22 protein-coding genes are annotated in these 23,399 nt (G+C 72.1%); 6 read left to right on the forward strand and 16 right to left on the reverse strand.

Annotated elements, in window-relative coordinates; translation table 11 throughout:
• Positions 1 to 15: 15 nt before the first annotated feature.
• The 5 genes from WQ56_RS02585 to WQ56_RS02605 form a co-directional block, all read right to left on the reverse strand.
• Entirely contained in the window at positions 16 to 405 is a 390-nt protein-coding gene (locus WQ56_RS02585; protein WP_156170216.1) for a hypothetical protein, read from the reverse strand.
• A 110-nt stretch (positions 406 to 515) separates the two neighbouring features.
• A complete protein-coding gene (locus WQ56_RS02590) occupies positions 516 to 1,136 on the reverse strand; it encodes a response regulator transcription factor (RefSeq protein WP_047135503.1) in 621 nt (206 codons plus the stop codon).
• An 18-nt stretch (positions 1,137 to 1,154) separates the two neighbouring features.
• Positions 1,155 to 2,366 (reverse strand): sensor histidine kinase, encoded by a 1,212-nt coding sequence (locus tag WQ56_RS02595; RefSeq protein ID WP_231583330.1) that lies wholly within the window; start codon positions 2,364 to 2,366, stop codon positions 1,155 to 1,157.
• A 52-nt stretch (positions 2,367 to 2,418) separates the two neighbouring features.
• On the reverse strand, positions 2,419 to 3,201 hold the full coding sequence (locus WQ56_RS02600) for an ABC transporter permease (protein WP_047135505.1): 783 nt from the start codon (positions 3,199 to 3,201) through the stop codon (positions 2,419 to 2,421).
• A complete protein-coding gene (locus tag WQ56_RS02605) occupies positions 3,198 to 4,139 on the reverse strand; it encodes an ABC transporter ATP-binding protein (protein ID WP_231583331.1) in 942 nt (313 codons plus the stop codon). Before WQ56_RS02605 ends, WQ56_RS02600 begins: the two co-directional genes overlap by 4 nt.
• 231 nt (positions 4,140 to 4,370) lie before the next feature.
• Between WQ56_RS02605 and WQ56_RS02610 the strand changes: the two genes are divergently transcribed.
• The 5 genes from WQ56_RS02610 to WQ56_RS02630 all read left to right on the forward strand — a co-directional run bounded on the left by WQ56_RS02610 (position 4,371) and on the right by WQ56_RS02630 (position 9,297).
• Entirely contained in the window at positions 4,371 to 5,600 is a 1,230-nt protein-coding gene (locus WQ56_RS02610) for an efflux RND transporter periplasmic adaptor subunit (RefSeq protein ID WP_047135507.1), read from the forward strand.
• A gap of 105 nt (positions 5,601 to 5,705) precedes the next feature.
• Positions 5,706 to 6,401 carry an ABC transporter ATP-binding protein gene (locus tag WQ56_RS02615; RefSeq protein ID WP_047135508.1) on the forward strand — a complete coding sequence of 232 codons (696 nt, stop codon included), beginning with the start codon at positions 5,706 to 5,708 and terminating at the stop codon, positions 6,399 to 6,401.
• A gap of 88 nt (positions 6,402 to 6,489) precedes the next feature.
• A complete protein-coding gene (locus tag WQ56_RS02620; RefSeq protein ID WP_047135509.1) occupies positions 6,490 to 7,656 on the forward strand; it encodes an ABC transporter permease in 1,167 nt (388 codons plus the stop codon).
• 10 nt (positions 7,657 to 7,666) lie between these two features.
• Complete coding sequence (locus WQ56_RS02625) at positions 7,667 to 8,995, forward strand: ABC transporter permease (RefSeq protein ID WP_047135510.1); 1,329 nt, start codon at positions 7,667 to 7,669, stop codon at positions 8,993 to 8,995.
• Complete coding sequence (locus tag WQ56_RS02630) at positions 8,992 to 9,297, forward strand: hypothetical protein (RefSeq protein ID WP_047135511.1); 306 nt, start codon at positions 8,992 to 8,994, stop codon at positions 9,295 to 9,297. The genes WQ56_RS02625 and WQ56_RS02630 overlap by 4 nt, the downstream gene beginning before the upstream one ends.
• A gap of 27 nt (positions 9,298 to 9,324) precedes the next feature.
• Here WQ56_RS02630 and WQ56_RS02635 read toward each other — a convergent pair whose 3' ends face one another.
• Positions 9,325 to 9,933 carry an NTP transferase domain-containing protein gene (locus WQ56_RS02635; protein ID WP_047135512.1) on the reverse strand — a complete coding sequence of 203 codons (609 nt, stop codon included), beginning with the start codon at positions 9,931 to 9,933 and terminating at the stop codon, positions 9,325 to 9,327.
• 210 nt (positions 9,934 to 10,143) lie between these two features.
• On the opposite strand from WQ56_RS02635, the gene WQ56_RS02640 reads away from it, so the two are divergent.
• On the forward strand, positions 10,144 to 11,211 hold the full coding sequence (locus WQ56_RS02640; RefSeq protein WP_052772784.1) for an alpha/beta fold hydrolase: 1,068 nt from the start codon (positions 10,144 to 10,146) through the stop codon (positions 11,209 to 11,211).
• A 74-nt stretch (positions 11,212 to 11,285) separates the two neighbouring features.
• Here WQ56_RS02640 and rarD read toward each other — a convergent pair whose 3' ends face one another.
• The 10 genes from rarD to mltB all read right to left on the reverse strand — a co-directional run bounded on the left by rarD (position 11,286) and on the right by mltB (position 23,374).
• A complete protein-coding gene (gene rarD, locus WQ56_RS02645; RefSeq protein ID WP_047135513.1) occupies positions 11,286 to 12,197 on the reverse strand; it encodes an EamA family transporter RarD in 912 nt (303 codons plus the stop codon).
• Positions 12,194 to 13,117 carry a drug/metabolite exporter YedA gene (yedA, locus tag WQ56_RS02650; protein ID WP_047135514.1) on the reverse strand — a complete coding sequence of 308 codons (924 nt, stop codon included), beginning with the start codon at positions 13,115 to 13,117 and terminating at the stop codon, positions 12,194 to 12,196. The genes rarD and yedA overlap by 4 nt, the downstream gene beginning before the upstream one ends.
• A 665-nt stretch (positions 13,118 to 13,782) precedes the next feature.
• On the reverse strand, positions 13,783 to 15,972 hold the full coding sequence (locus WQ56_RS02655; RefSeq protein ID WP_047135515.1) for a carboxy terminal-processing peptidase: 2,190 nt from the start codon (positions 15,970 to 15,972) through the stop codon (positions 13,783 to 13,785).
• A gap of 199 nt (positions 15,973 to 16,171) precedes the next feature.
• A complete protein-coding gene (gene lipA, locus WQ56_RS02660; RefSeq protein ID WP_047135516.1) occupies positions 16,172 to 17,176 on the reverse strand; it encodes a lipoyl synthase in 1,005 nt (334 codons plus the stop codon).
• 82 nt (positions 17,177 to 17,258) lie between these two features.
• Positions 17,259 to 17,945, reverse strand: coding sequence for a lipoyl(octanoyl) transferase LipB (gene lipB / locus WQ56_RS02665; protein WP_156170279.1), 687 nt, complete (start codon positions 17,943 to 17,945; stop codon positions 17,259 to 17,261).
• Positions 17,936 to 18,403 (reverse strand): BLUF domain-containing protein, encoded by a 468-nt coding sequence (locus WQ56_RS17545; protein ID WP_052772785.1) that lies wholly within the window; start codon positions 18,401 to 18,403, stop codon positions 17,936 to 17,938. The genes lipB and WQ56_RS17545 overlap by 10 nt, the downstream gene beginning before the upstream one ends.
• A 34-nt stretch (positions 18,404 to 18,437) precedes the next feature.
• Entirely contained in the window at positions 18,438 to 18,716 is a 279-nt protein-coding gene (locus WQ56_RS02675; RefSeq protein WP_047135518.1) for a DUF493 family protein, read from the reverse strand.
• Positions 18,717 to 19,609: 893 nt separating this feature from the next.
• On the reverse strand, positions 19,610 to 20,824 hold the full coding sequence (locus WQ56_RS02680) for a D-alanyl-D-alanine carboxypeptidase family protein (protein WP_047135646.1): 1,215 nt from the start codon (positions 20,822 to 20,824) through the stop codon (positions 19,610 to 19,612).
• An 82-nt stretch (positions 20,825 to 20,906) separates the two neighbouring features.
• Positions 20,907 to 22,211: a septal ring lytic transglycosylase RlpA family protein gene (locus WQ56_RS02685; RefSeq protein WP_047135647.1), complete on the reverse strand. Its 1,305-nt coding sequence runs from the start codon at positions 22,209 to 22,211 to the stop codon at positions 20,907 to 20,909.
• A 32-nt stretch (positions 22,212 to 22,243) separates the two neighbouring features.
• A complete protein-coding gene (gene mltB, locus WQ56_RS02690; RefSeq protein WP_047135519.1) occupies positions 22,244 to 23,374 on the reverse strand; it encodes a lytic murein transglycosylase B in 1,131 nt (376 codons plus the stop codon).
• Positions 23,375 to 23,399 lie beyond the last annotated feature (25 nt).

Here is a 23,399-nt window from a genome sequence, read left to right on the forward strand (position 1 = left end):
CGGCGAGCCGCGCCGTCAGCGCAGCCAGCCGCGACGGGCGGCCGAGCGCGCGAACCCCGAGAACGCGCCGACCACCACAACCAGCAACACCGGCATCGCCGGACCGCCGGGAAACAGCGCCGGTTGCAGCGCCAGGCCGGCCACCACCGAGACGGCGACCGCGACGAAGGCCAGCAGCAGCATCGGCACCGCCTGGCGTCGCGCCAGCAGCAGCGCCAGCGCTCCGCCGGTCCCGGTGATCACCGCAAGGCCCGAGACCAGATCGAACCACAGCGGCACTGCCGGCGCCGCAGCGGCCGGCGTCGCGCCGAGCCGCAGCACCAGCAGCGCCAGGCCGAACAGGTTCCACAGCAGCGCGATGAGCGCGATGACGCGCGCGCCCAGGGGCATCGGGGATCGGGACATGGCGCTTCCGGCGGGCGTGCGCGGCGGCACGGGCGCACGAGGCTAGCAGCCCGCCGCCGGCGCGCCCACCCCGGGCGGTCTTCCGCCCCGGTCCTGCCGACATCGCTCCGCTACAGCCAGCCCTTCTGCCGCGCGAGGCGGTAGGCCTCGATACGGTTGACGACGCCGAGCTTGCCGATCGCCTCGGACAGGTAGTTGCGCACGGTGCCGTGCGAGAGCTGCAGCCGCGCCGCGATCTGGGGCGCGTCCAGGCCCTCGCCCGCCAGCCGCAGCGCCTGCCGCTGGCGCTCGCTCAGCGGATCGGGTTCGCTCCAGGCCTCGAGTGCGAGTTGCGGATCGATCGCGCGCCCGCCGGCGTGGACCCGCCGCAGCGCCTCGGCCAGTTGCTCGGCCGGCGCGTCCTTGAGCAGGTAGCCGCCGACGCCGGCGTCGAGCGCGCGGCGCAGGTAGCCGGCGCGCGCGAAGGTGGTGACGATCACCACGCGCAGCGGCAGCCCGTGGCGCTGGATGCGCTGCGCGAGTTCCAGGCCGGTCAACCCCGGCATCTCGATGTCGGCGACCAGCACGTCAGGTGCCAGCCGCTGCACCTCGCGCCAGGCCGATTCGCCGTCGCCGACGCTGCCGACCACGGTCAGGTCGTCTTCCAGATTCAGCAGCGCGGCCAGCGCGCCGCGCAGCATCGCCTGGTCCTCCGCGATGAGGACGCGCAGCGGATCGTCGGCGGTGGGCATGCGGGGCATGGCGGGACGTTAGCAGGCCCCGGCGCGCAGGCGCGTCCCGGCCGACCGCGCGGATGCGGGCTGCAGCGGGATGCGCGCATCGACGCGTGTGCCCTCGGGGCCGCCTTCCACGTGCAGGACGCCGCCGAGCGCCTCGATGCGTTCGCGCACGCCCGACAGGCCGTTGCCCGGCACGATCGCACCGCCGCGACCGTCGTCGATCACCTGCAGACGGATCGTGTCGCCCTCGCGCGAGAACGTCGCTCGCGCGGCGTGCGCGCCTGCGTGGCGCTGCAGATTGGTGACCGCCTCGCGCAGCGTCATCGCCAGCGTCGTTTCAACCTCGGGCGGCAGGCCTGCACCGGCAACGTGTTTGTCGAGCACGTAGTCGAACGCGACCCCGTCGGTCTCGAGCAGCAGCCTAGACGATGCGAGCTCGGCGGCGAGCCCGGCCGCGCGGATGCCGCTGACCGCCTGGCGCACCTGCGCCAGTGCATCGCGCGCGATGCCGCCGACCTCGCCGATCTCGCGCTGCGCGCCGGCCGGATCGCGCGCGACCAGTCGCGATGCGAGGTCGGCCTTCAGCGCGACCATCGACAGCGTGTGGCCGAGCAGGTCATGCAGGTCGCGTCCGATGCGCTCGCGCTCGGCGACCGCCGCCAGGCGCCTGACCTCGTCGTGCGACAGCCGCAGCGCCGCATCCTGCGCGTGCCGTAGGCGGTCGACATGCACCAGCATGCCGATCACCCCGGTGGTCAGCGGCATCCACGCCAGCGCCGTCCACGGATAGCCGAGCAAGCGCGCCCACACCAGCAACACCGCGTTGAGCGCCGCCAGCGCCAGCGCATAGCGCCACACCGACCCGCGCGACAGCGTGCCGAGGAACACGCAGCCGAACACGAAGTAGCTCAAGCCCGACACGTACCAAGGCAGCATCGCCAGGCACATCGCGATCATCGCCGCCGCGCACCAGGGCGCGCGGCGCGGCGGCAGGACCAGGGCACCGACGAACAGCGCCAGGAACACCGGATACGACAGCAGCGTCAGCATCAGCCAGCGCAGGTCGTAGCCGCGCAGCGAGAACATCGGCACCACGAACACCCAGACCGACCACAGCGCGTGGATGCCCTCGCTCCAGGCCGGCCGTCCCTGGCGCAGCGCCATCCCGAGCACCGAATCGGGCGCCGGGCGCAGTCCTGCGATGGGCCGGGGGTGTGCGTCGTCGGGTGTCTGTGCGCTCACGGCCGCCAGCGTAACCGGCCCGGCGGGCGGCAGGCGATCAGCGTCCACGCCCTCAGCCCACCCGCGCCAGCCGGCGCAGCGCAAGCCCCGCGCACACCAGCGTCGTCGCGGTCAGCACCGCGATATGGCCGCCAGCGCCGCCCCCGACATCGGCCCCCAGCACCGCGAGCGCGAGCTGGCCGTGGTGGTAGGCCGGCCACAGCGGCGCCAGTTGCGCCAGCGCATCGGGCAGCATCGACAGCGGCAGCCACAGTCCCGACAGGAAAGCCATCGGCAGAAACAGCAGGTTCGCCCAGGCCGGTGCGGCATTGGCGCTGGCGACGCTGCCCAGCAGCAGGCCGATCGCACAGAACGGCAGCGCGCCGAGCACGGTGACCGCCCACAGCTGCGCCCATTGCGCCGGCGCCAATGACACACCGCCGAACGCCGTCGCCAGCGCCGCCAGCCCCAGCACGATCACCAGCGAGAACAGCAGCGCGATCGCGGCCCGCGCCACCAGCCAGGCGCCACCCGGCGCTGGCAACGCGCGTTGCAGCGCGAAGAACCCGCGCTCGCGGTCGATCGCCAGCGTCACCGAGCACCCGAACAGGCCCGCGCCCATCGCACCGAACACGCCATAGGTGGCCAGCAGATAGCGGGCGACTTCGGCGCTGCCCCGGTTGCCGCCGAGCAGGAGTCCGAACATCGCGTAGAACAATGCGGGAAACAGCAGCGTCGGCAGCACGTACATCGGCTCACGCAGCAGCCGCAGCAGTTCGCAGCGCACGGTCTGCGCCACCGCGCGCAGCATCCGGGCCCGGCCGGCCGGCGCATCGCCCCGTGCCTGCGCGCTCATGCGTCTGCTCCCGCCTGCGCCTGCCCAGGCATGGCCGTCAGCGCCTCAGCCAGATCCGCGCGGCGTACCTCGAGCCCGCCGGCGTGCGGATCGGCCTGCAACAGCCGGCGCACCACCGATTCTGCGTCGTCGGCCACGATCGTCAGGCGGTGCCCCGTCCGGGGCACCGATGCGACACCCGACCAGGTCGCGATCTCGCTTTCCGGCAGTGCGCTGTCGCAGGCGACGCGCCGCTGCGCGACCCGCGCCCGCACCGCGTCGACACTGCCGGCGACGCAGACGCGCCCTGCCGCCAGCACCACGACCCGGTCCGCCAGCGCTTGCGCTTCGGTCATGTCGTGCGTGGTCAGCAACACGCCTACCCCACCGGCCACCAGGGCGCGGATCGCCAGCCAGACTTGCTGCCGGGCCTCGGGGTCCAGACCGGTGGTCGGTTCGTCGAGAAACAGCAACTGCGGACGGCCGCACAAGGCCAGCGCGAACTGCACACGTCGTTGCTGCCCGCCCGAGAGCCGGCCATAGCGGCGCGCCAGCAGCCCTTCGAGCCCGGCCAGGGCGACGCAGTCCGCCGGGCTGTGCGGCGCCGGATACCAGCTGCGCACCAGCGCCAGCAGTTCGCCGACCTGCAGCCGCTCCGGCAATTGCGCCTGCTGCAGCATCACCCCGATCCGCCGTCGTGCGACGGGGTCGGCAGGCGGGCGCCCGAACAACCGGGCCTCACCCCGGTCGGCAGGTTGCAGGCCGAGCAGAATATCGATCGTCGTGGACTTGCCCGCCCCGTTGACGCCGAGCAGCGCGGTGACCTCGCCGGGCGGCACCGTCAGATCCACCTCATCGAGCACGCGGACACGCCCGCGGGTGCGCGTGACGCCGCGCAGACACGCCAGCGGATCGATGGCAGCGGGCGCGGGCGCGTTGGTGATCGCAGTCATGGACATCGTCGCGTCTCCTTCTAACCGGGAACCCCAGTCTCGGTGTCGGACCGGCGCGGCATCAGGCGCAAACGTCAGCGCGATCGCCTGACAGCTGTCACGTGACCGCGGGGCCGGGCGGCGACAGACTGTGCCGGCGCTGCGGCCCGTCCCGGCGCTGCGCTGCTGACTTCCGGCAGGTTGGAAACCCCCGCCGCCCGCGGTCACACTGGCCCCGGTCCTCCCGTCCAGGCTCCAATGAACACGAACGCCGACCTACTCAAGGAACTCCGCATCGATCGCAGCGCGCCGCCGCCACCGTCGCGTCGCCGGTTGTGGATCGGGCTGGGCATCGCGGCCGTGGTCGCGATCGTCGTGCTGCTCGCAGCCTGGCTGCTGGTGCCGCACGCGATCGAGGTCGAGACCACGGTTGTCGCCGCGCCCAGCGCCCCCGGCACCGCCGGCGGCTCGGTGCTCGATGCCAGCGGCTACGTCGTCGCCCGGCGCATGGCCACGGTGTCGGCCAAGATCACCGGCCGCGTGCGCGAAGTGCGGATCGAGGAAGGCCAGCACGTGGACGCCGACGAGGTCCTCGCGACCCTCGACCCGATCGACGCCGATGCCCGGCGCGACCTGTCGGCCGCGCAGCTCGAGGCCGCGCGCAGCCAGGTCGCCGGCGTGCAGGCGCAGCTGACCGAGGCCGCGGCGAATGCCGAGCGACTGCAGGCGCTGGTCGGCCAGCAACTGGTGTCCAAGGCGCAGTACGAGCAGGCCGTCGCCCAGCGCGACGCACTGCGTGCCCAGCTGGCCACCGCACGCCGCAATGCCAGCGTCGCCGGCGAGCAGCTGCGGATCTCCGATATCGGCGTCGACGACACGCTGGTCCGCGCGCCGTTCGCCGGTGTGGTCATCGCCAAGGCGGCGCAGCCGGGCGAGATCGTCTCGCCGCTGTCGGCCGGCGGTGGCTTCACCCGCACCGGCATCGGCACGATCGTCGACATGGACTCGCTCGAGGTCGAGGTCGACGTCGGCGAGTCGTACATCGGCCGGGTCAAGCCGGGCATGCCGGTCGAGACCACGCTCAACGCCTACCAGGACTGGAAGATCCCCGGCAGCGTGATCGCGATCGTGCCGACCGCCGACCGCGGCAAGGCAACGGTCAAGGTGCGCATCGCGCTGGATGCCAGGGACGCACGCATCGTGCCGGACATGGGGGCGACGGTGAGCTTCCTCGAACAGGCGCGTCCGGCGCAGGACGCCGACGCCCCCCGCGGCGTGCGCGTGCCGGCCACGGCATTGTCCGAGCGCGGCGGCGCGCCGGTGGTGTTCGTCGTCGACGGCGACGTCGTGCGCCAGCGCACGGTCGCGCCCGGCGAGCGCGTCGGCGGCAACGTCGAGATCGCCGACGGCGTGAATCCGGGCGACGAGCTCGTGGTCGACGCGCCCGATGCGCTCGACGACGGCAGCCGCGTAACGATCAAGCAATGACGCATTCCTCGTAGGAGCGCGCTCGCGCGCGAAAGGGTTGCGGTGGACCCGCATCGCGCGCCAGCGCGCTCCTACGGGCGCAACACTTCCAGATCACCAAGGGGAATGACGATGGCACTGGTGTCGATCCGCAACCTCACCAAGACCTACCAGCGCGGACCGGAGAAGGTAGAGGTGCTGCACGGGGTGAACCTCGATATCGCGCAGGGCGATTTCGTCGCACTGATGGGCCCGTCGGGCTCGGGCAAGACGACGCTGCTCAACCTGATCGGCGGGCTCGACACGCCCACCGGCGGCGAGATCGCCGTCGACGGCGAGCGCATCGACCGCATGGGCGGCGGGCAGCTGTCGGGCTGGCGCAGCCGCAACGTCGGCTACGTGTTCCAGTTCTACAACCTGATGCCGGCACTGACCGCGCAGAAGAACGTCGAGCTGCCGCTGTTGCTGACCAGGCTCTCGGGCGCGCAGCGCAAGCGCAACGCGCAGATCGCGCTGACCCTGGTCGGGCTGTCGGACCGCACCTCGCACAAGCCCAACGAACTGTCGGGCGGGCAGCAACAGCGCGTGGCGATCGCGCGCGCGATCGTGTCGGACCCCACGCTGCTGATCTGCGACGAGCCCACCGGCGACCTCGACCGGCAGTCGGCCGAGGACATCCTGGGTCTGCTGCAGACGCTCAACCGCGAACACGGCAAGACCATCGTCATGGTCACCCACGACCCGAAGGCGGCCGAGTACGCCAGCCACACGCTGCACCTGGACAAGGGCACGCTGGTCGGCGAGCACGCGGAAGCGACGTGATCTGAAAGCCTTCCCCCGCATGCGGGGGAAGGAGAAGAGCCGACTCGCTGCAACACCGAATTCCTGAACTACACCGGCAGGACATCCCATGAAATACCTGCACCTGGTCTGGGCCGCGCTGATGCGCCGCAAGACCCGCACCGCACTGACGGTCGCGTCGATCGTCGCTGCATTCCTGCTGTTCGGCCTGCTCGACGGCATCCGCGTGGCATTCGCGCAGCTCGGCCAGAACGCCGACGGCGCGCAGCGCCTGCAGACCTCGTCGCGGCTGTCGTTCATCGAGACGCTGCCGCAGGCCCTGGGCAAGCGCATCGAGCTGGTCGACAACATCGAGGCGGTCACCTACGCGAGCTGGTTCGGCGGCACCTACCAGGGCCCGCGCAACCAGATCTTCAGCTTCGCGGTCGCGCCCAACTACCTGGACCTGTATCCGGAGATCGAGGTCGCACAGGCCGAGCGCGACGCGTTCGCGCGCACGCGCACCGGCATCCTGGTCGGCGAGAAGCTGATGCAGCGCTTCGACTGGACGGTCGGCGACCGGATCCCGCTGCAGTCGTCGATCTTCCCCAACAGCGACGGCTCGCTGAACTGGTCGTTCGACATCGTCGGCGTGCTGCGCAACCGTGACGGCAAGCAGGGCGGGTTCAACGACCAGATGCTGCTGATGCACTACGACTACTTCGCCGAGTCCACACCGTACGTCGACAGCGACGTGGGCTGGTACGTCAGCCGGGTATCGGACGTGCGCCGGGCCGACCGTGCGGCCAAGGCGATCGACGCGCTGTCGGCCAACTCGCCCAACGAGACCCGCACGATGACCGAGGCCGCCGCGTTCGCCTCGCAGCTCAAGCAGATGGCCGACGTCGGCATGATCGTCGGTGCGATCATGGGCGCGGTGTTCTTCACCCTGCTGCTGCTGACCGGCAACACGATGGCGCAGGCGGTGCGCGAACGCACGTCGGAGCTGGCGGTGCTCAAGACGATCGGCTTCTCCAGCACCAGCGTGCTGATGCTGGTGCTGGCCGAATCGGTGGTGCTGGTGGTCTTCGGCGGTGTGGTCGGGCTTGGGCTGTCGGCGGTCGCGAGCGCCGTGGTCAACGTCGCGGCCGGCGACATGATCCGCCTGCCGGGGGTCGAGTGGCAGAGCTGGGCGCTGGGACTGGGCCTGATGGTCGCGATCGGCCTGGTCGTCGGCGCGCTGCCGGCGGTCCGCGCGATGCGCCTGAACATCGTCGACGCCCTCGCGGGCCGCTGAGGAGACCACCATGCATCCATTGCTCAAGACCCTGTTGCAGAACGCCGGCCTGGTGCTCGCGTTGGTCGTCGCGCTCGTCGTCTGGATCCTCGCGCCCTGGTACGTGCTGCTTGCCGCGGCGGTCGCGGTCGCGCTGTGGATGACGCTGGCCCGCGGTGGGCGCCAGGCTGCGTCCGTCAGCCACGTCGGCATCAGCACGCTGAGCCAGCGGCTGGGCGCGTCGTCGGTGGTCGTGATCGGTATCGCCGGCGTGGTCGCGGTGCTGGTCGCGCTGCTGTCGATGGCCGAGGGCTACCGCCATACCGTCGGCAGCACCGGCGACGCGTCGACCGCGATCGTGCTGCGGGGCGGCTCGGCCGCCGAGGTGATGTCGGTGATCGACCGTAACCTCATCAATGCCGTGGTGCAGGCACCGCAGATCGCGCGCGACGCCGATGGCCGGCCGCTGGCCTCGCCCGAGCTGGTCGTCGCCGCGAACCTGCCGCTGCGCGGCGGTGCGCCCGACGAGGACGGCAGCGTGCAGTTCCGCGGCGTCGGCGAGATGGCGTTCCAGGTGCGGCCGGACCTGCGCATCGTCGAGGGCCGGATGTTCGAGACCGGCAAGCGCGAGCTGGTCGTCGGCAAGGGTGCGCGCCAGCAGTTCGCCGGCCTCGAGCCGGGCCGGTCGGTGCGGCTGGGCAGCGACACGTGGCAGGTGGTCGGCGCGTTCGAGGCGGGCGACGCGACGGACTCGGAGATCTGGGCCGATGCCGAGGTCGTCGCCACGACCTATCGCCGCGGGTCGAGCCGCGCGTCGGTGACCGTGCGACTGACCGACCCGGGTGCCTTCACGGCGTTCAAGGCCACGCTCGACGCCGACCCGCGCACCCAGGTCGAGACCAGCACCACGCTCGAGTACTTCGCCAAGCAGTCCGAGGGCATGTCGAAAGTGCTGCGCATCATCGGCATCGTCGTCGGCTCGATCATGGCGGTCGGCGCGGTGTTCGGCGCGCTCAACACGATGTTCGCCACGGTCGCGGCGCGGGCGCGCGAGATCGCGACGCTGCGCGCGATCGGCTTCCGCGGCCTGCCGGTCGTGGTGGCGGTGATGCTCGAGACGATGCTGCTGGCGCTGCTCGGCGGCCTGCTCGGCGGCGCGATCGCCTGGCTGCTGTTCGACGGCTACGGCGCATCGACGCTCGCCGGCGGCATCGGGCAGATGACGTTCGAGTTCCGGGTCACGCCTGCGCTGCTGTGGAGCGGGCTGAAGTGGGCGCTGGCGATCGGGTTCGTCGGCGGCCTGTTCCCGGCGGTGCGCGCGGCGCAGTTGCCGGTGACCACGGCGCTGCGCGCGGCATGAGCGGCCCCGAGCCGGCCGCGCTGTCGAACGCGGACCTGCAGCGCGAGATCCAGGCGCTGCAGGCCCGCGCGTTCGAACGCTACGAGGACGCGGCGCTGCAGGCCGAGGCCGCGCCCGATCGCGCCGAGGCGATCTATGCCCGGGCCGAACGCGAGACCGCGCCGCTGATCGACCGTGCCAACACGCTCAATGCCGAACGCGTGGCGCGCTACCGCCGCCGTGCGGCGCGCTGGCGACGGGCCGCGATCGCCGTCGCGGTCACCGGCACCGCCGCCATCGTCTGGCTGGCGGTGACCCGCTAGCAGCGCGCGCCGAGGCGGCGCGGTCGCTCAGGCATCACGATCCAGCAGGCCGTCGTCCTGCGCCTGCCGCACGTCGTCGGGTGTGTCGAGGTCCCGCTGCAGCGCCGGCGCGTGCAGGCGGAACAGCGTGCTGGGCGGCAATGCCGCGAGCAGCCCGCCGAAGCCGCGATCGCCGCGCAGCGCGGGGGCCTGCGCGAACAGCGCCGGCGACAGCACCGCCGGTACGCCGGGGCGATCGCCGTGCATCGTCGCCGCGCAGCCTGACGCCGCCGACGACGCACCTTCGAGCAGCGCGCGCAGGTGCGTCGCCTCGAGCGCCGGCTGGTCGATGCCGACCACCAGCACCGGACCGCCATGGCCCTGCAGCGCACGCGCGGCGGCCGCCAGGCTCGCCGCCAGACCCGTGCGCCAGTCGGACACGTCGTGCCGCTCGCCCGGCGCCGTCGCCAACGCGGCGGCGACCGCCTCGCGATGGCCGCCCAGCATCACCGCCAGCCTGTCGGGCGCGGTGCCTGCCGCAAGCCGCACCACGCGCGCGACCAGCGGCTCGCCGTCCCGGGCCAGCAACTGCTTGGGCCGGCCCAGGCGCACGCTGCCTCCAGCGGCGAGCACCACGATGGCATGGCCGGCGCTCATCGGGCCGCGCCCGGCAACGCGCGGCGATCGGAGATCCGGCGGCGGGCCGGCGTGAGAACAGGCGACATCGCATCACTGTGCCAGACCTTCCGCGGGCTTGCGCGCCGCGCTGAACGCGGACCGTCTGTCATGCCGTTGTCACCTGGATGCGATAGCGGGGCGGGCGACCGGGTCGATAGTCTGCGCGGCCGTTTCCGATCCGGCCGTCCGATGTTCCGCCTCGCCGCCCTGCTGCTCGCCTGCCTGCTGGTCGCAGGGTTCTCCTCGTGGCCGGGCCTGTCGGCCTCGCTCGCCGCGCACCTGGTCGCGCCCGACGGCGCGTCCCCGCTGCTGCCGCAGGCGCGCATCGATGCGGCATACGCGCGGCTGCCGCATCGCAGCGGTCGCGTGACCACCAGTGCGGGCGTGCCGGTGTTCTGGCGTGCGCTCGATCCAGGCGACTACCGGATGGACTACGCCTGGACGCGCGCGCCCGGCGATGCCGACGGCCTGGATTTCCGCCTGGACTTCCAGCCGCCGGTCGCGACCGGAGCCCCGCCACGCGGCACCGTGGTGCTGCTGCACGGCTGGATGATGGACGGCGGCTCGCTGCTGCCGTGGTCGCTGGCGCTGGCGCAGGCCGGCTACCGCACGATCGCGCTCGACCTGCGCAACCACGGCCGCTCGGGCGCCGCGCCGTCGGGCTACGGCACGCGCGAGGCCGCCGACGTCGTCGATGCGGTGGCGGCGCTGCGCGCGCGCGGCGAGGTCGTCGGCCCGCTGCATCTGTTCGGCGTGTCCTACGGCGCGGCGACGGCGCTGTTCGCAGCGACCGATCCGCGCCTGGACGCGCAGCGCATCGTCGCCCTCGAATCGTTCGACAACGCCGGCGGCGCGATCCGCGCGATGGTGCCGCACATGCTGGCCGAGGACGCCGGCGACTGGCAGGCGAAGCTCACGCGCCGATGGCTGCGCTGGCGGATCGACGCGGCGACGCTGGACGCGGCGATCGCGCAGGCCGGGGCAGCGCTCGACCTGCCGCTGGACGGCGTCGACGTCGGCGCGGCGCTCGCGCATGCGCCCGCCTGCGTGCTGCTGGTCCACGGCGGTGCGGACCGCCACGTGCCGGTCGCGCACGGCCGTGCGCTGGCCGCCGCCGCGCCGCGGGCGCGCTATCTCGAATTGGCCGGCGAGGACCACCTCAGCCTGCCGATGCGGCTCGACCGGCTGGCGCCGACCGTCGTCGACTGGTTCGACGCGCCGACCTGCCCGGACACCGCCCTCGCCGCACGCCCGTAGGCGCGCGCCCGCGCGCAAACGGCGTTCCCGGGAAAGCGTCATCGCGCGCGAGCGCGCCGACAGGGCCCGCGAGATCAGGCCTGCTGCGCGACGATGCGCCGGCGCGCCTGCAGGTAGCCGTCGACCGCGAAGATCACCAGCCCGGCCCAGATGAAGCCGAAGCCCGCGGCCCGGTCTGCGCCGAACGCCTCGCCGAAGAAGAACACGCCCAGCAGCAGCTGCAGCGTCGGGCCGATGTACTGCAGCAGGCCGACCACCGTCAGCGGCACGCGCCGCACGGCGTAGGCGAAGCAGATCAGCGGGATCGCGGTCAGCGCGCCGCCCATCACCAGCAGCACGTCGGTGATGCCGCCCCAGCGCAGTGAGAAGAACCCGCCGCCGCCGCGCAGTTCGAACCAGGCCAGCGCCAGCAGCGCGGGACCGAACACGAACAGGTTCTCCACGCCGAGGCCCTTGACCGCCTCGACCGCGGCGAACTTGCGTATCAGGCCGTACAGCGCGAACGAGCCGGCCAGGCACAGCGCGATCCACGGAAAGCTGCCGTAGTTGAAGGTCAGCCACGCCACGCCGCAGGCGGCCAGCGCGACCGCGATCCATTGCGGCGGCGACAGCCGCTCGCGCAGGAACAGCACGCCGATCACGACGTTGAGCAGCGGGTTGATGAAGTAGCCCAGGCTGGCCTCGACGACGTGCCCGCTGTTGACCGCCCAGACGTACAGGCTCCAGTTGCCGGCGATCAGCACGCCCGACAGCGCCAGCATGCCGGCCAGCCGCGGCTGGGCGATCGTCTCGCGCAGCCAGCCGCGTCCGTGGCGCAGCGTCAGCCACGCGGCGACGAGAATCGCGCACCAGATCGCGCGGTGCAGCACGATCTGCAGCGACGGCACCTCGCGCAGCAGGTGCCAGTACAGCGGCATCAGGCCCCAGATGACGAACGCGGCGACCGCGATCCAGGTGCCACGGCGGCTCTGCGCGGCGTCGTTCATGCGTCGTCTCCTTGGACGGGGGGCGGGCCGGGCTTGCGCGCACGGCCCAGCGTGATCGCCACGACGGCGGCCAGGATCACCGCCATCGCACCGAGGTCGTGTCCGGTGAAGCGCTCCGAGGCCAGCCAGGCGCCGAGCACCACCGCGATCGCGGGATTGACGTAGGCGTAGCTGCTGGCCAGCGTGGGGCGGACGTTGTGCAGCAGCCACACGTAGGCGGTGAAGCCGACGATCGACCCGAACGAGGCCAGGTAGGCGAGTGCGAGATGACCCTTGGGCGTCGGGGGGACGTCCAGCCGTTCGCCAAGCACGAGGCCGGCGGCGAGGATCAGCACGCCGCCGGCGAGCATCTGCGCGGCGGCAGCCATGAACGGCGACGGCAGGTCGCGTCCGCGGCTCCAGACCGAGCCGAACGCCCAGGCCAGCGGCGCGACCAGCAGGGCGACGAGGCCGGTCGGGGTCGAGGTCAGCGAGCTGCCGGCATTGAGCCACAGCACGCCGACGAACCCGATCGCCAGGCCCGCCCATTCGACGGGACCGGGGCGGTCGCCGCGGATGACGGCGAACAGCGCGACCCAGATCGGCACCGAGGCCACGGCCACGGCGGCCATGCCCGAGGACACGCTCTGCTCGGCGATGCAGACCATGCCGTTGCCCAGGCCCAGCAGCAGCACGCCCATCGCGACCAGGGCCTTCCACTGGGCGCGCGTCGGGGCGGGGACGCCGCGCAGGCGGAGCACGGCGTACATCAGGCCACCGGCGGCGATGAAGCGCGAACCGGCCATCAGCAGCGGCGGATAGCCGCCCTCGAGGGCGAAGCGGATCGCGAGGTAGGTCGAGCCCCAGACCAGATAGACCGCCGTCAACGCCAGGGCGATGGCCAACACCGACGCGGGACGCGGACCGGACGCGACGCTCATGGCAGTTCCGAAGGAAGGGGGAGCCCCGCATCGGCGGGGCCGGAGATTCTACGCCCGCGGCCCGTTGCATGGCTGGAATGGTGGCGTTGCATCGCGGGCGTCTACGTCCTGCCCGGCTTACCTGCCCGGCATAGCAGTTCTGCGTGTGCGCCTGCCAAGTACCGCGGTCTGGCGCGTGCGCCTGCCGGGTACCGCGCCCAGTCGCGGCACGATATCCGCTTGGTGGTCACGGCACCCGGCAGACGCTGGACATGGATGCGATGGCGGGTCGGAAAGCAGGATCCAAGGGGCAGGCACGACTTGGTGTGCGGCAGTCTGGCGTGGGCGCCTGCCGGGTACCGCGCCCAGTCGCGGCAAGATATCCGCTTGGTGGTCACGGCACCCGGCAGGCGCTGGATACGGATGCGACGGCGGGCCGAAAAGCAGGATCCAGGGGCGGCGCGACTTGGTCGCTGGCAGTCTGGCGCGCAGCCGTCGGCGCGCGTATCACCTCCCCCGCGTGCGGGGGAGGTCGGTGCCACCGGCGCCGGGTGGGGGCAGCGCCGAACGCAGCGGACGACATCGCGACCACGCGGGCGGACACAGCGGGCGCGCCGGCATCTGGAGAAAACAAAAAGCCGCCGCGACGGATCGCGGCGGCTTCGGGAGACGACAGCCGAAGAGACTCAGCGCGCCCAGCGCCCCGGAGCGGTCGATTCGGGCAGCACGGTCGCCGAGAGCTTGCGGTCGTTGTTGAGCAGGCGCACGGCGTCGGCCAGGATCGCCGCCGACTCGCGCAGCAGCGGATCCGGGCGCTCCTCGGCCGCCTTTTCCAGACGGGTCTGCTGCGCGATCGCGCGCTCGCTTGCCTGCAGGCCGTCGTCGTCGGAATCCTCGGCCAGCGGGTCGAGCTCCAGGCCCAGCGCCTTGCGCTCCTCCTGGCGCTGCGTGCGCTTGGCGGCCTGGCGGTCGCGCTCTGTGCGGCGCTCGGCCTCGTTGAGCGAAACCCACTTCTTCTCGCGTTCGGCGCGGAACTCGGCGATGTCCTCGGCCCACCACTGGAACTCCTTGTCGGTGGCGACGCGAGATTCGTGCAGTTGCTCGAGCTGCGGCAGCAGTTCTCCGAAGTTGCCGTACTGGGTGTGCGGCACGGCGGCGATGCGCGACCAGGGCAGCGCGTTGTCGTAGGTGCTTTCGCCGAATTCGGTCGCATCGACCGTCACCGGGAAATGGATGTCCGGCTCGACACCCTTGTTCTGCGTGCTGCTGCCGCCGGGGAGGAAGAACTGCGCGATCGTCAGCTTGACCTGGCCGTAGCGCTTGGCCTCGTTGGCCGGCCAGCGGTCGAGGTCGACGAGGTTCTGCACGGTGCCCTTGCCGAACGTGGTCTCGCCGATGACCAGGCCGCGCCCGTAATCCTGGATCGCGCCGGCGACGATCTCCGACGCCGAGGCCGAGCCGCGGTTGATCAGCACCGCCATCGGGCCGTCCCAGGCGACGCCGGGGTCGCGGTCGGCCTGCACGCCGACGCGGCCGCCGGACTCGCGCACCTGCACGACCGGGCCCTGGTCGATGAACAGCCCGGTCAGTTCGACCGCCTCGTTCAGCGAGCCGCCGCCGTTGTTGCGCAGGTCCAGCACCACGCCGTCGACCTTCTCCTGCTTGAACTGCTCCAGCAGGCGCGCGACGTCGCGCGTCGCCGAGGCGTATTCGCCGTTGCGGCTGCGACGGCCCTCGAAGTCCTGGTAGAACGCCGGCAGCTTGATCACGCCGATGCGCTTGTCGACGCCGCCCTCGGTGGCCGGCAGCGTCAGCGTCTCGGCCTTCGCCGCCTGCTCCTCGAGCCGCACGCGCGCGCGGGTGAGCGTGATGCGCACCGGGTCGCTGTCGAGCGTGGCCTCGGCGGGGATCACGTCCAGGCGCACCTGGGTGTCCTTGGGCCCCTTGATCTTCTCGACGACATCGTCGATGCGCCAGCCGATCACGTCCTCCATCGGGCCATTGGTGCCCTGCCCGACGCCGACGATGCGGTCGCCGGGCTTGAAACGGTTGCTCAGCGCGGCCGGACCGCCGGCGATGACCTCGCGGATCACCACCACGTCGTCCTGCTTCTGCAGCTGCGCGCCGATGCCCTCGAGCGACAGCGACATGCTCTGGTTGAACAGACGCGCCGCGCGCGGGTTGAAGTAGTCGGTGTGCGGGTCGATGACGCCGGTGTAGGCGTTGAGGAAGCTGCTGAAGGCGTCCTCGTCGTTGTAGGCCGCGACCGTGTTCGCCTGGTTGAGGTAGCGGCGGTCGAGCGTCTTGCGGATCTCGTCGGGCGCCTTGCCGGCCAGCTTCAGGCGCAGCCAGTCGTTGCGCACCGACTGCCGCCACAGCGTGTCGAGCTCGGCGCCGTCGGCCGCCCACGCGGCGTCCTTGCGGTCGTATTCCCAGCGGTCGTTGCCGCCGAAGTCGAAGATGTCCTGCGAGAGCAGGTTGCGGGCCTGCGCGGTGCGCTCGGCGACGCGGGTCTTGAACAGCGCGAAGATCTCCAGCGCCGGTGCGACGTCGCCGTCGCGCACCGCTGCGCCCATCTTCGGGCGCAGCGCCTCGAAGCGGGCGATGTCCTGCTGGGTGAAGAACACCTTGCCCGGGTCGAGGTTGTCGAAGTAGCGGTCGAAGATCTCGCTCGACATGCCGGCATCGAGCGGACGCGGCCGATAGGCGTAGCGGCTGTCGGACAGCAACCCGTAGACGAGCTTCGAGGCCGCGACCTGGTCGACGTTGGGTGCCGCCGGGACGTCGGCGATGGCGTCGGGCCTGGCCATCAACGCCAGCGGCACGGCCAGCGCCAGGGCGATCAGGGAGCCGGAAACGACACGGGAAGCTTTCATTCGGTGTCCTGCGCTGCGGAGTCGGGAATCATGGACAGGCGGTCGAGCCTGTCGCGTGAATGGACGTGTCGACAGTGCCGAAAGTTGCACGTCCGATGCAAGCCGGACGCGCGATCCGTTGCGTTCCGGACACGAACGTCCCGCCGGCGGGCCGGCATTCACCTGCTCGTCAGGCTCGGCCCCGCGGACCGGGCACCGTTCAGGCCGCGACGCCGGCTTCCATCGCCTGGCGGTCGGCGTGGTAGGACGAGCGCACCAGCGGTCCCGAGGCGACATGGCTGAAGCCCAGCGCCATGCCGTAGTCCTCGAGCGCCTTGAACTCGTCGGGGGTCCAGTAGCGCAGCACGGGATGATGGTGCGCCGAGGGCTGCAGGTACTGGCCGATGGTGACCATGTCGACATCGTGCGCGCGCAGGTCGCGCAGCGTGCCCTGCACCTGCTCCATCGTCTCGCCCAGCCCGAGCATGATGCCGGATTTGGTCGACACGTCAGGATGCTGGGCCTTGAACTTCTGCAGCAGCGTCAGCGACCACTGGTAGTCGGCGCCCGGCCGGACGTTGCGGTACAGGTCCGGCACGGTTTCGACGTTGTGGTTGAACACATCCGGCGGATGCGTGCGCAGGATCTCCAGCGCGCGTTCCATGCGGCCCTTGCCGCGGAAGTCCGGGGTGAGGATCTCGATGCGGATGTGCGGCGACTGCGCGCGGACCTCGCGGATGCAGTCCACGAAGTGCTGGGCGCCGCCGTCGCGCAGGTCGTCGCGGTCGACCGAGGTGATGACCACGTACTTCAGGCCCATGTCGGCGATCGTGTTCGCCAGGTTCAGCGGCTCGGACGCGTCGGGCGGCTTGGGCCGGCCGTGGGCGACGTCGCAGAACGAGCAGCGACGGGTGCAGACCTCGCCCAGGATCATGAACGTCGCGGTGCCGTGGCCGAAGCACTCGTGGATGTTCGGGCAGCTGGCCTCCTCGCACACCGTGACCAGGCGGTTCTCGCGCAGCTTCGACTTGAGCGCGGCGACCGCGCCGTTGGACGGGATGCGCACGCGGATCCACGAGGGCTTGCGCAGCACCGGCGCCTGCGCGAACTGCACCGGTGAGCGGGCGATCTTGTCGCCGGCGACCTGCTTGACGCCGGTCTGCAGCGATGCCGGCGGCGCGGACACCACCTGCAGCGGGATCGATTTGTCGGCGGTTCGGGTCATGGCGGGGGCATTGCGCGGCTCGGACGGTCCATTGTAGGCCCCCGCCCCCGCAGTGTCTGCGGCGGCCGGGGGACGCTGCGTGTCACCGGGCCGCGGCCGCGTCGGGCAGCCCGGTCGCCGGCGCCTGCGACAGCGTCAGCCCGAACTGCCGCGCCAGCTGCGAAAGCAGCGTCGGTGCCACCGCGTCCACCGAGGCCGGCCCGCCCAGGTCGGCCAGCGAGACCACCTGCAGCCCCTGGTAGCCGCAGGGATTGATCCGCCGGAACGGCTCGAGGTCCATCGCGACGTTGAACGCGAGGCCGTGGAACGTGCGGCCCCGGCGCACGCGGATGCCGAGCGCGGCGATCTTGGCTTCGGCGACGTAGACGCCGGGCGCGCCTTCGCGGCGCACGGCCTCGATGTTCCAGTCGGCCAGCGTGTCGATGATCGCCTGCTCGATCCGGCAGACGTAGTCGCGCACGCCGATCCTCAGCCGCGGCAGGTCGAGCAGCGGATAGACGACGAGCTGGCCGGGCCCGTGGTAGGTCACCTGCCCGCCGCGGTCGACCTGCACGACCGGGATGTCGCCCGGGGCGAGCACGTGCTCGGGCTTGCCGGCCTGGCCGAGCGTGAACACCGGGTCGTGCTCGACGACCCACAGTTCGTCCGGGGTCGCCGCGTCCCGGCCGTCGGTGAAGCGCTGCATCGCGCGCCAGACCGGCTCGTAGGGCAGGCGCCCGAGACGGCGCACGCAGGCGGACGGCGGCGGCGCGCCGGCGTTCAACGCCAGCCTCCCGCCGCGGCCGGGACGAGGCCGCCGGGCGGCACCGGTTCGCCGTGCAGGAATGCGCGCAGCGTGCGTGCGACCGGGTCGTCGCCCGCCCGTTCGAGCAGGACCAGCGCCCGGCGGTCGGTGTCGAGCCCGGCGAACGTCGCCGTCTCGCCCTCGCCCAGCGGCGCCTCGGCCCAGGCCATGCGCCAGCCTGGCAGCAGCGGCTCGGCGCGCTCCCCGCGGACGAGCAGCCGGACCTCGCAATGCCGGGGATCGGCGGCGATCCGCGAGAACAGCGCGTCCACCACCTCGGCCGGGCCCTCCAGCAGCTGCATGAACAGGCCATCGCGCAGCGCCAGCATGCCGCCGACGCCGCGCCGCGCGTTGTCCTCGCGCGACTGCAGCAGCAACCGGATCATGTCGGACGCGGTGAACTCGTACAGCTGCCCGCTGCGATAGAGCAGTTGGCGATTCACGCCCGGCGCGCCTCGGGCAGACGGTCCCTGCAGGTCACAGCGTCCACTTGACCTCGGGGTGCGCGCGCAGCGCCGCGTGCGCGGCGTCATACTGCGCGCGGGTCTCGGCCCGGATGCTCAGGCGCACGGACACATAGCGTCCGGCGCTCGATGCGCGCGTGGTCACGGTCTCGTGCAGCACGGCGATGCCGGCCTCGCCGAGCAGCCGCGGGATCTCGGTGTCGAGACCGGCGTCGGCCGCGCCCATCGCGGTGAGCTCGAACACGCCGGGAAACTGGAAGCCGTGCTCGGGATTGTCGGATTTGATCTCCATCGGTGGATTATCGGGGCTGCCGCCGCTGAACCCAAGCGATGGCGGCGGGCGACCGCGCGCCCGACCGTGCCCTGTCTCCATTCGCGCCCGGTCGGCCACCGAGGCAGGGCGCCTCCTCCCGAGCGCGAGGTCGGAAGGTTCGACGGATAGCCGAGGTTCGACTTCGCCGCAGTGGGTAGATGTACAAAAAGGGCCTGCGCCGAAGTCAGAGGCATCTGGCTTCTGATCGCTCGATCGCGGCGTTCTTCTCCGGAGCGCGCGTCGCGCCGGCCGGGGACTGCTCCCCGGCTCGGTCAGCCCGCTCCGCGTCCCGCCCGGCGAAGCACGCCGGGCGTTCGTGCGGGCTGCGCGGCATGCCGCGCAAACAGCCCACACTCACCCATGGCTGACTCGCCGCCGCGGGCCATCCTTGACCCGCTATCGCAATCCCCACCCAGCACGACGCACTGAGACCGAAGGCGCGCGATTTCTTTCAGCGGGCGACTCCGCACCTACCGAAGTCGGGTTGCAAGCGTCCGTAGCAGCGGACTGACGGCCGGTGGCCGCGTCAAGCGCGCCATGGGTAGAGCCCGCTTTGCCTGCGCGGCATGCCGCGCGAACGGGCGAACGCACGGCGCGCTGCGCCGGGCCGGACCGATCCGTGCAGCGGAGCGGGCGCGCGCCCGAGTCAAGGCAGGGTGAGCCTGGATGGCGTGCGCGGCACTGCCGCGCATCCACGCGAACGCCACGCGTGCTTCGCGTGGCCGGACCGCGAAGCGGCCTTGACCGAGGGGGAGAGGCTTCCGGCTGGCAGGCTGCTGCCCATCCGGAGTGAAACTCCTGTCCCCGCATTTGGGGAGAAGAGCAAAGAAAAGGCCGGCATTTGCCGGCCTTTTTTCTCGCGATGCGTGGACTCAGGAGTTCCACCACATCAGGAACTCGTGCCACAGCCGCTTGAAGAAGCCGGCCTCCTCGACCGCCTCCAGCGCCACCAGCGGGCGCTGCGCAATGACCTTGCCGTCGAGCACGACGCGCACGGTGCCGATCTGCTGGCCCTTCTCGATCGGCGCGACCAGGGTCTCGGGAATGTCCATCGACGGCTGCAGCTGCGCGTACTTGCCGCGCGGCATGCTGACCAGCATCGGCTCGGCCACGCCCAGTTGCACCTCGTCGGCCTTGCCCTTCCAGACCTTCTGGGTGGACACCGCCTTGTCGCCGTCGTAGACCGCGTGCGTCTCGAAGAAGCGGAAGCCCCAGTTGAGCAGCGCCAGCGAATCGGTCGCGCGCTGGGCCTCGCTGCTCGAGCCCATCACGACGGAGATCAGCCGCTGGTCGCCGCGCAGCGCCGAGGCCATCAGGCAGTAGCCGGCGCCCGAATGGTGGCCGGTCTTGATGCCGTCCACACTGTCGTCGCGCCACAGCAGCCGGTTGCGGTTGTGCTGCGTGATCGGCCCGACGGTGAACTCCTTGATCTTGTTGTGCGCGTATTCCTCGGGGTAGTCGCGCACCATCGCGCGGCCGAGGATGGCCAGGTCGCGCGCGGTCGAGTAGTGCTCCGGGCCCGACAGGCCGGTGGCGTTGGTGAAGTGGGTGTTCTTCATGCCGATGCGCGCGGCATAGGCGTTCATCAGCTGCGCGAACGCCTCCTCGCTGCCGGCCACGTGCTCGGCCAGCGCGATCGCCGCATCGTTGCCGGACTGGACGACCATGCCGATCTCCATGTCCAGCAGCGGCGCGGTCTGGTTGACCGGGAAGCCGCTGTAGCTGCCATCGGTGCCCGCGCCACCCTTGCGCCAGGCGTTCTCGCTCATCAGCACCTGGTCGTCAGGCTTGACCTTGCCGGCGGCCATTTCGGCGGCGATGACGTAGCTGGTCATCACCTTGGTGATGCTGGCCGGCTCCACGCGCTGGTCGGCATTCTCGCCGGCCAGGACCTGGCCGGTCGCGAAGTCCATCAGCACCCAGGCCGTGCCGGTCACCTCGGGCGGCGGCGGGGTCGGCAACGCGTCGCTGAGCGCACCCTCGGCGCCGCCCTGCGCAGCGGGCGCCGGCGCCGGCGCGGGCCGCGGCGCGGGGTCCTGGGCGAGCGCGAGACCGACCACCGCGGTGGCCATGGCGGCCAGCAGCATGCGCGAAACGACGACGGGCACTTTCATCTGAAACGGAACTCCGGAATGCCGGCCGTCGCGGCCGGCGGGGGATGGATGGATATCAGTCGCGCACGACGGTCGGCGCGCCGAAGCCGAGCCCGGCGACGCGCGAGGTCATCTCGGCGACGCGGGCGGCCTCGACCGGGCCCACGCGCAGGCGCCAGACCGGCTTGCCGGCGGCAGTGCCGTCCTGCAGCTGGGCGCCGCCGATGCCGGCGCCGCGCAGCGTGGCGAGCGCCCGTTCGGCGTTGGCCCGGGCACCGAACGCGGCGACCTGCAGCGTGACGCCGCCCGCAGGGGCCGCGGTTGGGCGCGCGGGCGCGGCGGCAACCGGCGCGGGGGCCGGTGCGGCGACGGCCGGCGTTGCGGCCGTCGGGGCCGCGGCGCCATCGATCGGGACTTGGCGCCCGTTCTCGAGCTTGAGCCCGCGCGCGGCGAGCCAGGCGTCGAAGTCGTCGGCGGTCATGACCTTGCCGTTCTGGTACATGTTGAACCGTCCGTCCGCGGCGCTGGCCTGCGGCAGCGGTGCGGGCCGCTCGCCCGCACGCGCGGTGGCGATCGGCAGCGCCTCGACGATGGCGTCAATCGCGCTCGTCGCCGGCGGCGTCGGTCGCGTCGTGGCCGCGGCGACCGCGGCAGGCGGCGCGGCCTGCGGCGCAGCGGCCGCAGCGGTCGGCGCCGACGCGGGCGCCGGCGGGGCCTGGGCGATCGCGCGATAGTCGTGGCGGGCGTTCTCGCCGGGGCTCAGCGCGCGCACCTCGACGCGGCCGGTGCCGGCGGGGTGGATGCCGATCTTGACCGCCGCCGCGTAGCTCAGGTCGACCACGCGGCCGTCGTGGAACGGACCGCGGTCGTTGACGCGCACCACCACCGACTTGCCGGTGTCGAGGTTGGTGACGCGGGCGAAGCTGGGCAGCGGCAGCGACTTGTGCGCCGCGGTGAATGCGTACATGTCGTAGACCTCGCGGTTGGAGGTCAGGCGGCCGTGGAACTTGGCGCCGTAGTACGACGCGGTCCCGGTCTCGACGAACTCGCTGTGGTCGTCGAGCACGCGATAGGTCTTGCCGAGCACCTGGTAGGGGCTGCGGTTGCCGATCTCCGAGCGCGGCAGGTCGACGACGTCCGGCTCGGGAATCGCGTCCACGTCGGGCAGGTAGTCGGGCAGGCTGTCGGGCACGCCCGGCCGGTACAGGCCGCCGGCGGTGTAGTGCCCGCGGGTGCTGGGGTCCTCCTGGGCCGGTGCGTACGGCGACACCCGGCGCGCACCGCTGCCGGATTTGCCGTCCGATGCGGTCGGCGCACCGACCCGCTCGCCGCCGGACGCCGTCGCGGGCTTCTTGGGCGCGCCCGCGCAGCCGGCGAGCATCAGCAGGGCGGCCGCCGGCAGCAGCCAGCGGATCACGGACCGACCCCCGTCCGGATCGCCTGTGCCAGCTGGTGCACCGACAGCGAGTACATCGGCGAGCGGTTGTAGCGGGTGATCACGTAGAAGTTGCGGTACGCCAGCCAGTGCTCAGTGCCGGCCTCGCCCTCGAGCGAGAGCAGCGTCGCGCCCTCGGCGGTCGGCTCGCCGGGGCGCGGCGTGTAGCCGCGAGCGGCCAGGTCGGCCAGCGGATACACCGGCTCCCAGTTCTCGGGCTTGAAGTCCGCGGCCCCGTCGGCGCGCTGCGCGCGCGCCACGACCGGGCCGCCGCGCTGCCAGCCGTGGACGACGAAATAGTTGGCGATCGAGGCGAACACGTCGGGCTTGTGGGTCAGCAGGTCGCGGCGGCCGTCGCCGTCGCCGTCCTTGGCCCACAGCCGGTAGCTCGACGGCATGAACTGGCCCATGCCCATCGCGCCGGCGTAGCTGCCCTTGAGCTCACCGATCGCCAGCTGCGGCTCGGCCTTCTGCAGCGCGAACAGCTGCGCCAGCTCGCCGGCGAAGAACGGCGCACGCGGGGGATAGTCGAATGCCAGCGTGTAGAGCGCGTCGAGCACCTTCCAGTTGCCGGTGACCCGGCCGTAGCTGGTCTCCACGCCGATGATCGCGACGATGTACTCGGCCGGCACGCCGCTGTCGGCGGCCACGCGCTCGAGCGCCGCGCGGTTCTCGCGGTAGAAGGCCACGCCGCCGTCGATGCGCGCCGGATTGATGAAGATCGGCCGGTAGTCTCGCCATGGCCGCACGGCCTCGGCGGGGCGACTGATCGCATCGAGGATCTTCTGCTGGACCTGGGCCTGGGACAGCGCGGCGCGTACGCGCGCCGGCTCCACGCCGTAGGTCGTCGCGGCGTACGCGACGAAGTTCTCCACGCGCTGGGCGCGGGGAATCGCCGGATCGGTCACCGACGGCGGCGCTGCCGGCCGCTCGGGCGGCTGCGGCACCGACGGCAGCAGCGCACCCTGCGGACGCCCGGGCTCGGCCAGCGGCGTGATCGCGCGGTAGTCCTCGGCCTGGGCCTCGGCATGATTGGCGGGCGTCGCGCATGCCGCCAATGCGAGCGGCAGCGCGGCCAGGGAGAGTCGGAAGAACGGGCGTCGGCTCATCGGCGGCGAGGGTAGCACGCGTGCG

It is taken from the genome of Luteimonas sp. FCS-9, from assembly GCF_001014645.1.
Taxonomy (GTDB): domain Bacteria; phylum Pseudomonadota; class Gammaproteobacteria; order Xanthomonadales; family Xanthomonadaceae; genus Luteimonas.

Bases quoted from the DNA above. Each gene is read 5' to 3' on its own strand.
- WQ56_RS02605 (WP_231583331.1), bottom strand. From the start codon at position 4,139: ATGTCCATGACTGCGATCACCAACGCGCCCGCGCCCGCTGCCATCGAT.
- rarD (WP_047135513.1), bottom strand. From the start codon at position 12,197: ATGAACGACGCCGCGCAGAGCCGCCGTGGCACCTGGATCGCGGTCGCC.
- WQ56_RS02640 (WP_052772784.1), top strand. From the start codon at position 10,144: ATGTTCCGCCTCGCCGCCCTGCTGCTCGCCTGCCTGCTGGTCGCAGGG.
- lipA (WP_047135516.1), bottom strand. From the start codon at position 17,176: ATGACCCGAACCGCCGACAAATCGATCCCGCTGCAGGTGGTGTCCGCG.
- WQ56_RS02635 (WP_047135512.1), bottom strand. From the start codon at position 9,933: ATGAGCGCCGGCCATGCCATCGTGGTGCTCGCCGCTGGAGGCAGCGTG.
- WQ56_RS02655 (WP_047135515.1), bottom strand. From the start codon at position 15,972: ATGAAAGCTTCCCGTGTCGTTTCCGGCTCCCTGATCGCCCTGGCGCTG.
- WQ56_RS02610 (WP_047135507.1), top strand. From the start codon at position 4,371: ATGAACACGAACGCCGACCTACTCAAGGAACTCCGCATCGATCGCAGC.
- WQ56_RS02615 (WP_047135508.1), top strand. From the start codon at position 5,706: ATGACGATGGCACTGGTGTCGATCCGCAACCTCACCAAGACCTACCAG.
- WQ56_RS02630 (WP_047135511.1), top strand. From the start codon at position 8,992: ATGAGCGGCCCCGAGCCGGCCGCGCTGTCGAACGCGGACCTGCAGCGC.
- WQ56_RS02675 (WP_047135518.1), bottom strand. From the start codon at position 18,716: ATGGAGATCAAATCCGACAATCCCGAGCACGGCTTCCAGTTTCCCGGC.
- WQ56_RS02685 (WP_047135647.1), bottom strand. From the start codon at position 22,211: ATGCTCGCCGGCTGCGCGGGCGCGCCCAAGAAGCCCGCGACGGCGTCC.
- WQ56_RS02600 (WP_047135505.1), bottom strand. From the start codon at position 3,201: ATGAGCGCGCAGGCACGGGGCGATGCGCCGGCCGGCCGGGCCCGGATG.
- WQ56_RS02585 (WP_156170216.1), bottom strand. From the start codon at position 405: ATGTCCCGATCCCCGATGCCCCTGGGCGCGCGCGTCATCGCGCTCATC.
- WQ56_RS02620 (WP_047135509.1), top strand. From the start codon at position 6,490: ATGAAATACCTGCACCTGGTCTGGGCCGCGCTGATGCGCCGCAAGACC.
- yedA (WP_047135514.1), bottom strand. From the start codon at position 13,117: ATGAGCGTCGCGTCCGGTCCGCGTCCCGCGTCGGTGTTGGCCATCGCC.
- WQ56_RS02680 (WP_047135646.1), bottom strand. From the start codon at position 20,824: ATGCTGCTGGCCGCCATGGCCACCGCGGTGGTCGGTCTCGCGCTCGCC.
- WQ56_RS02590 (WP_047135503.1), bottom strand. From the start codon at position 1,136: ATGCCCACCGCCGACGATCCGCTGCGCGTCCTCATCGCGGAGGACCAG.
- mltB (WP_047135519.1), bottom strand. From the start codon at position 23,374: ATGAGCCGACGCCCGTTCTTCCGACTCTCCCTGGCCGCGCTGCCGCTC.
- WQ56_RS02625 (WP_047135510.1), top strand. From the start codon at position 7,667: ATGCATCCATTGCTCAAGACCCTGTTGCAGAACGCCGGCCTGGTGCTC.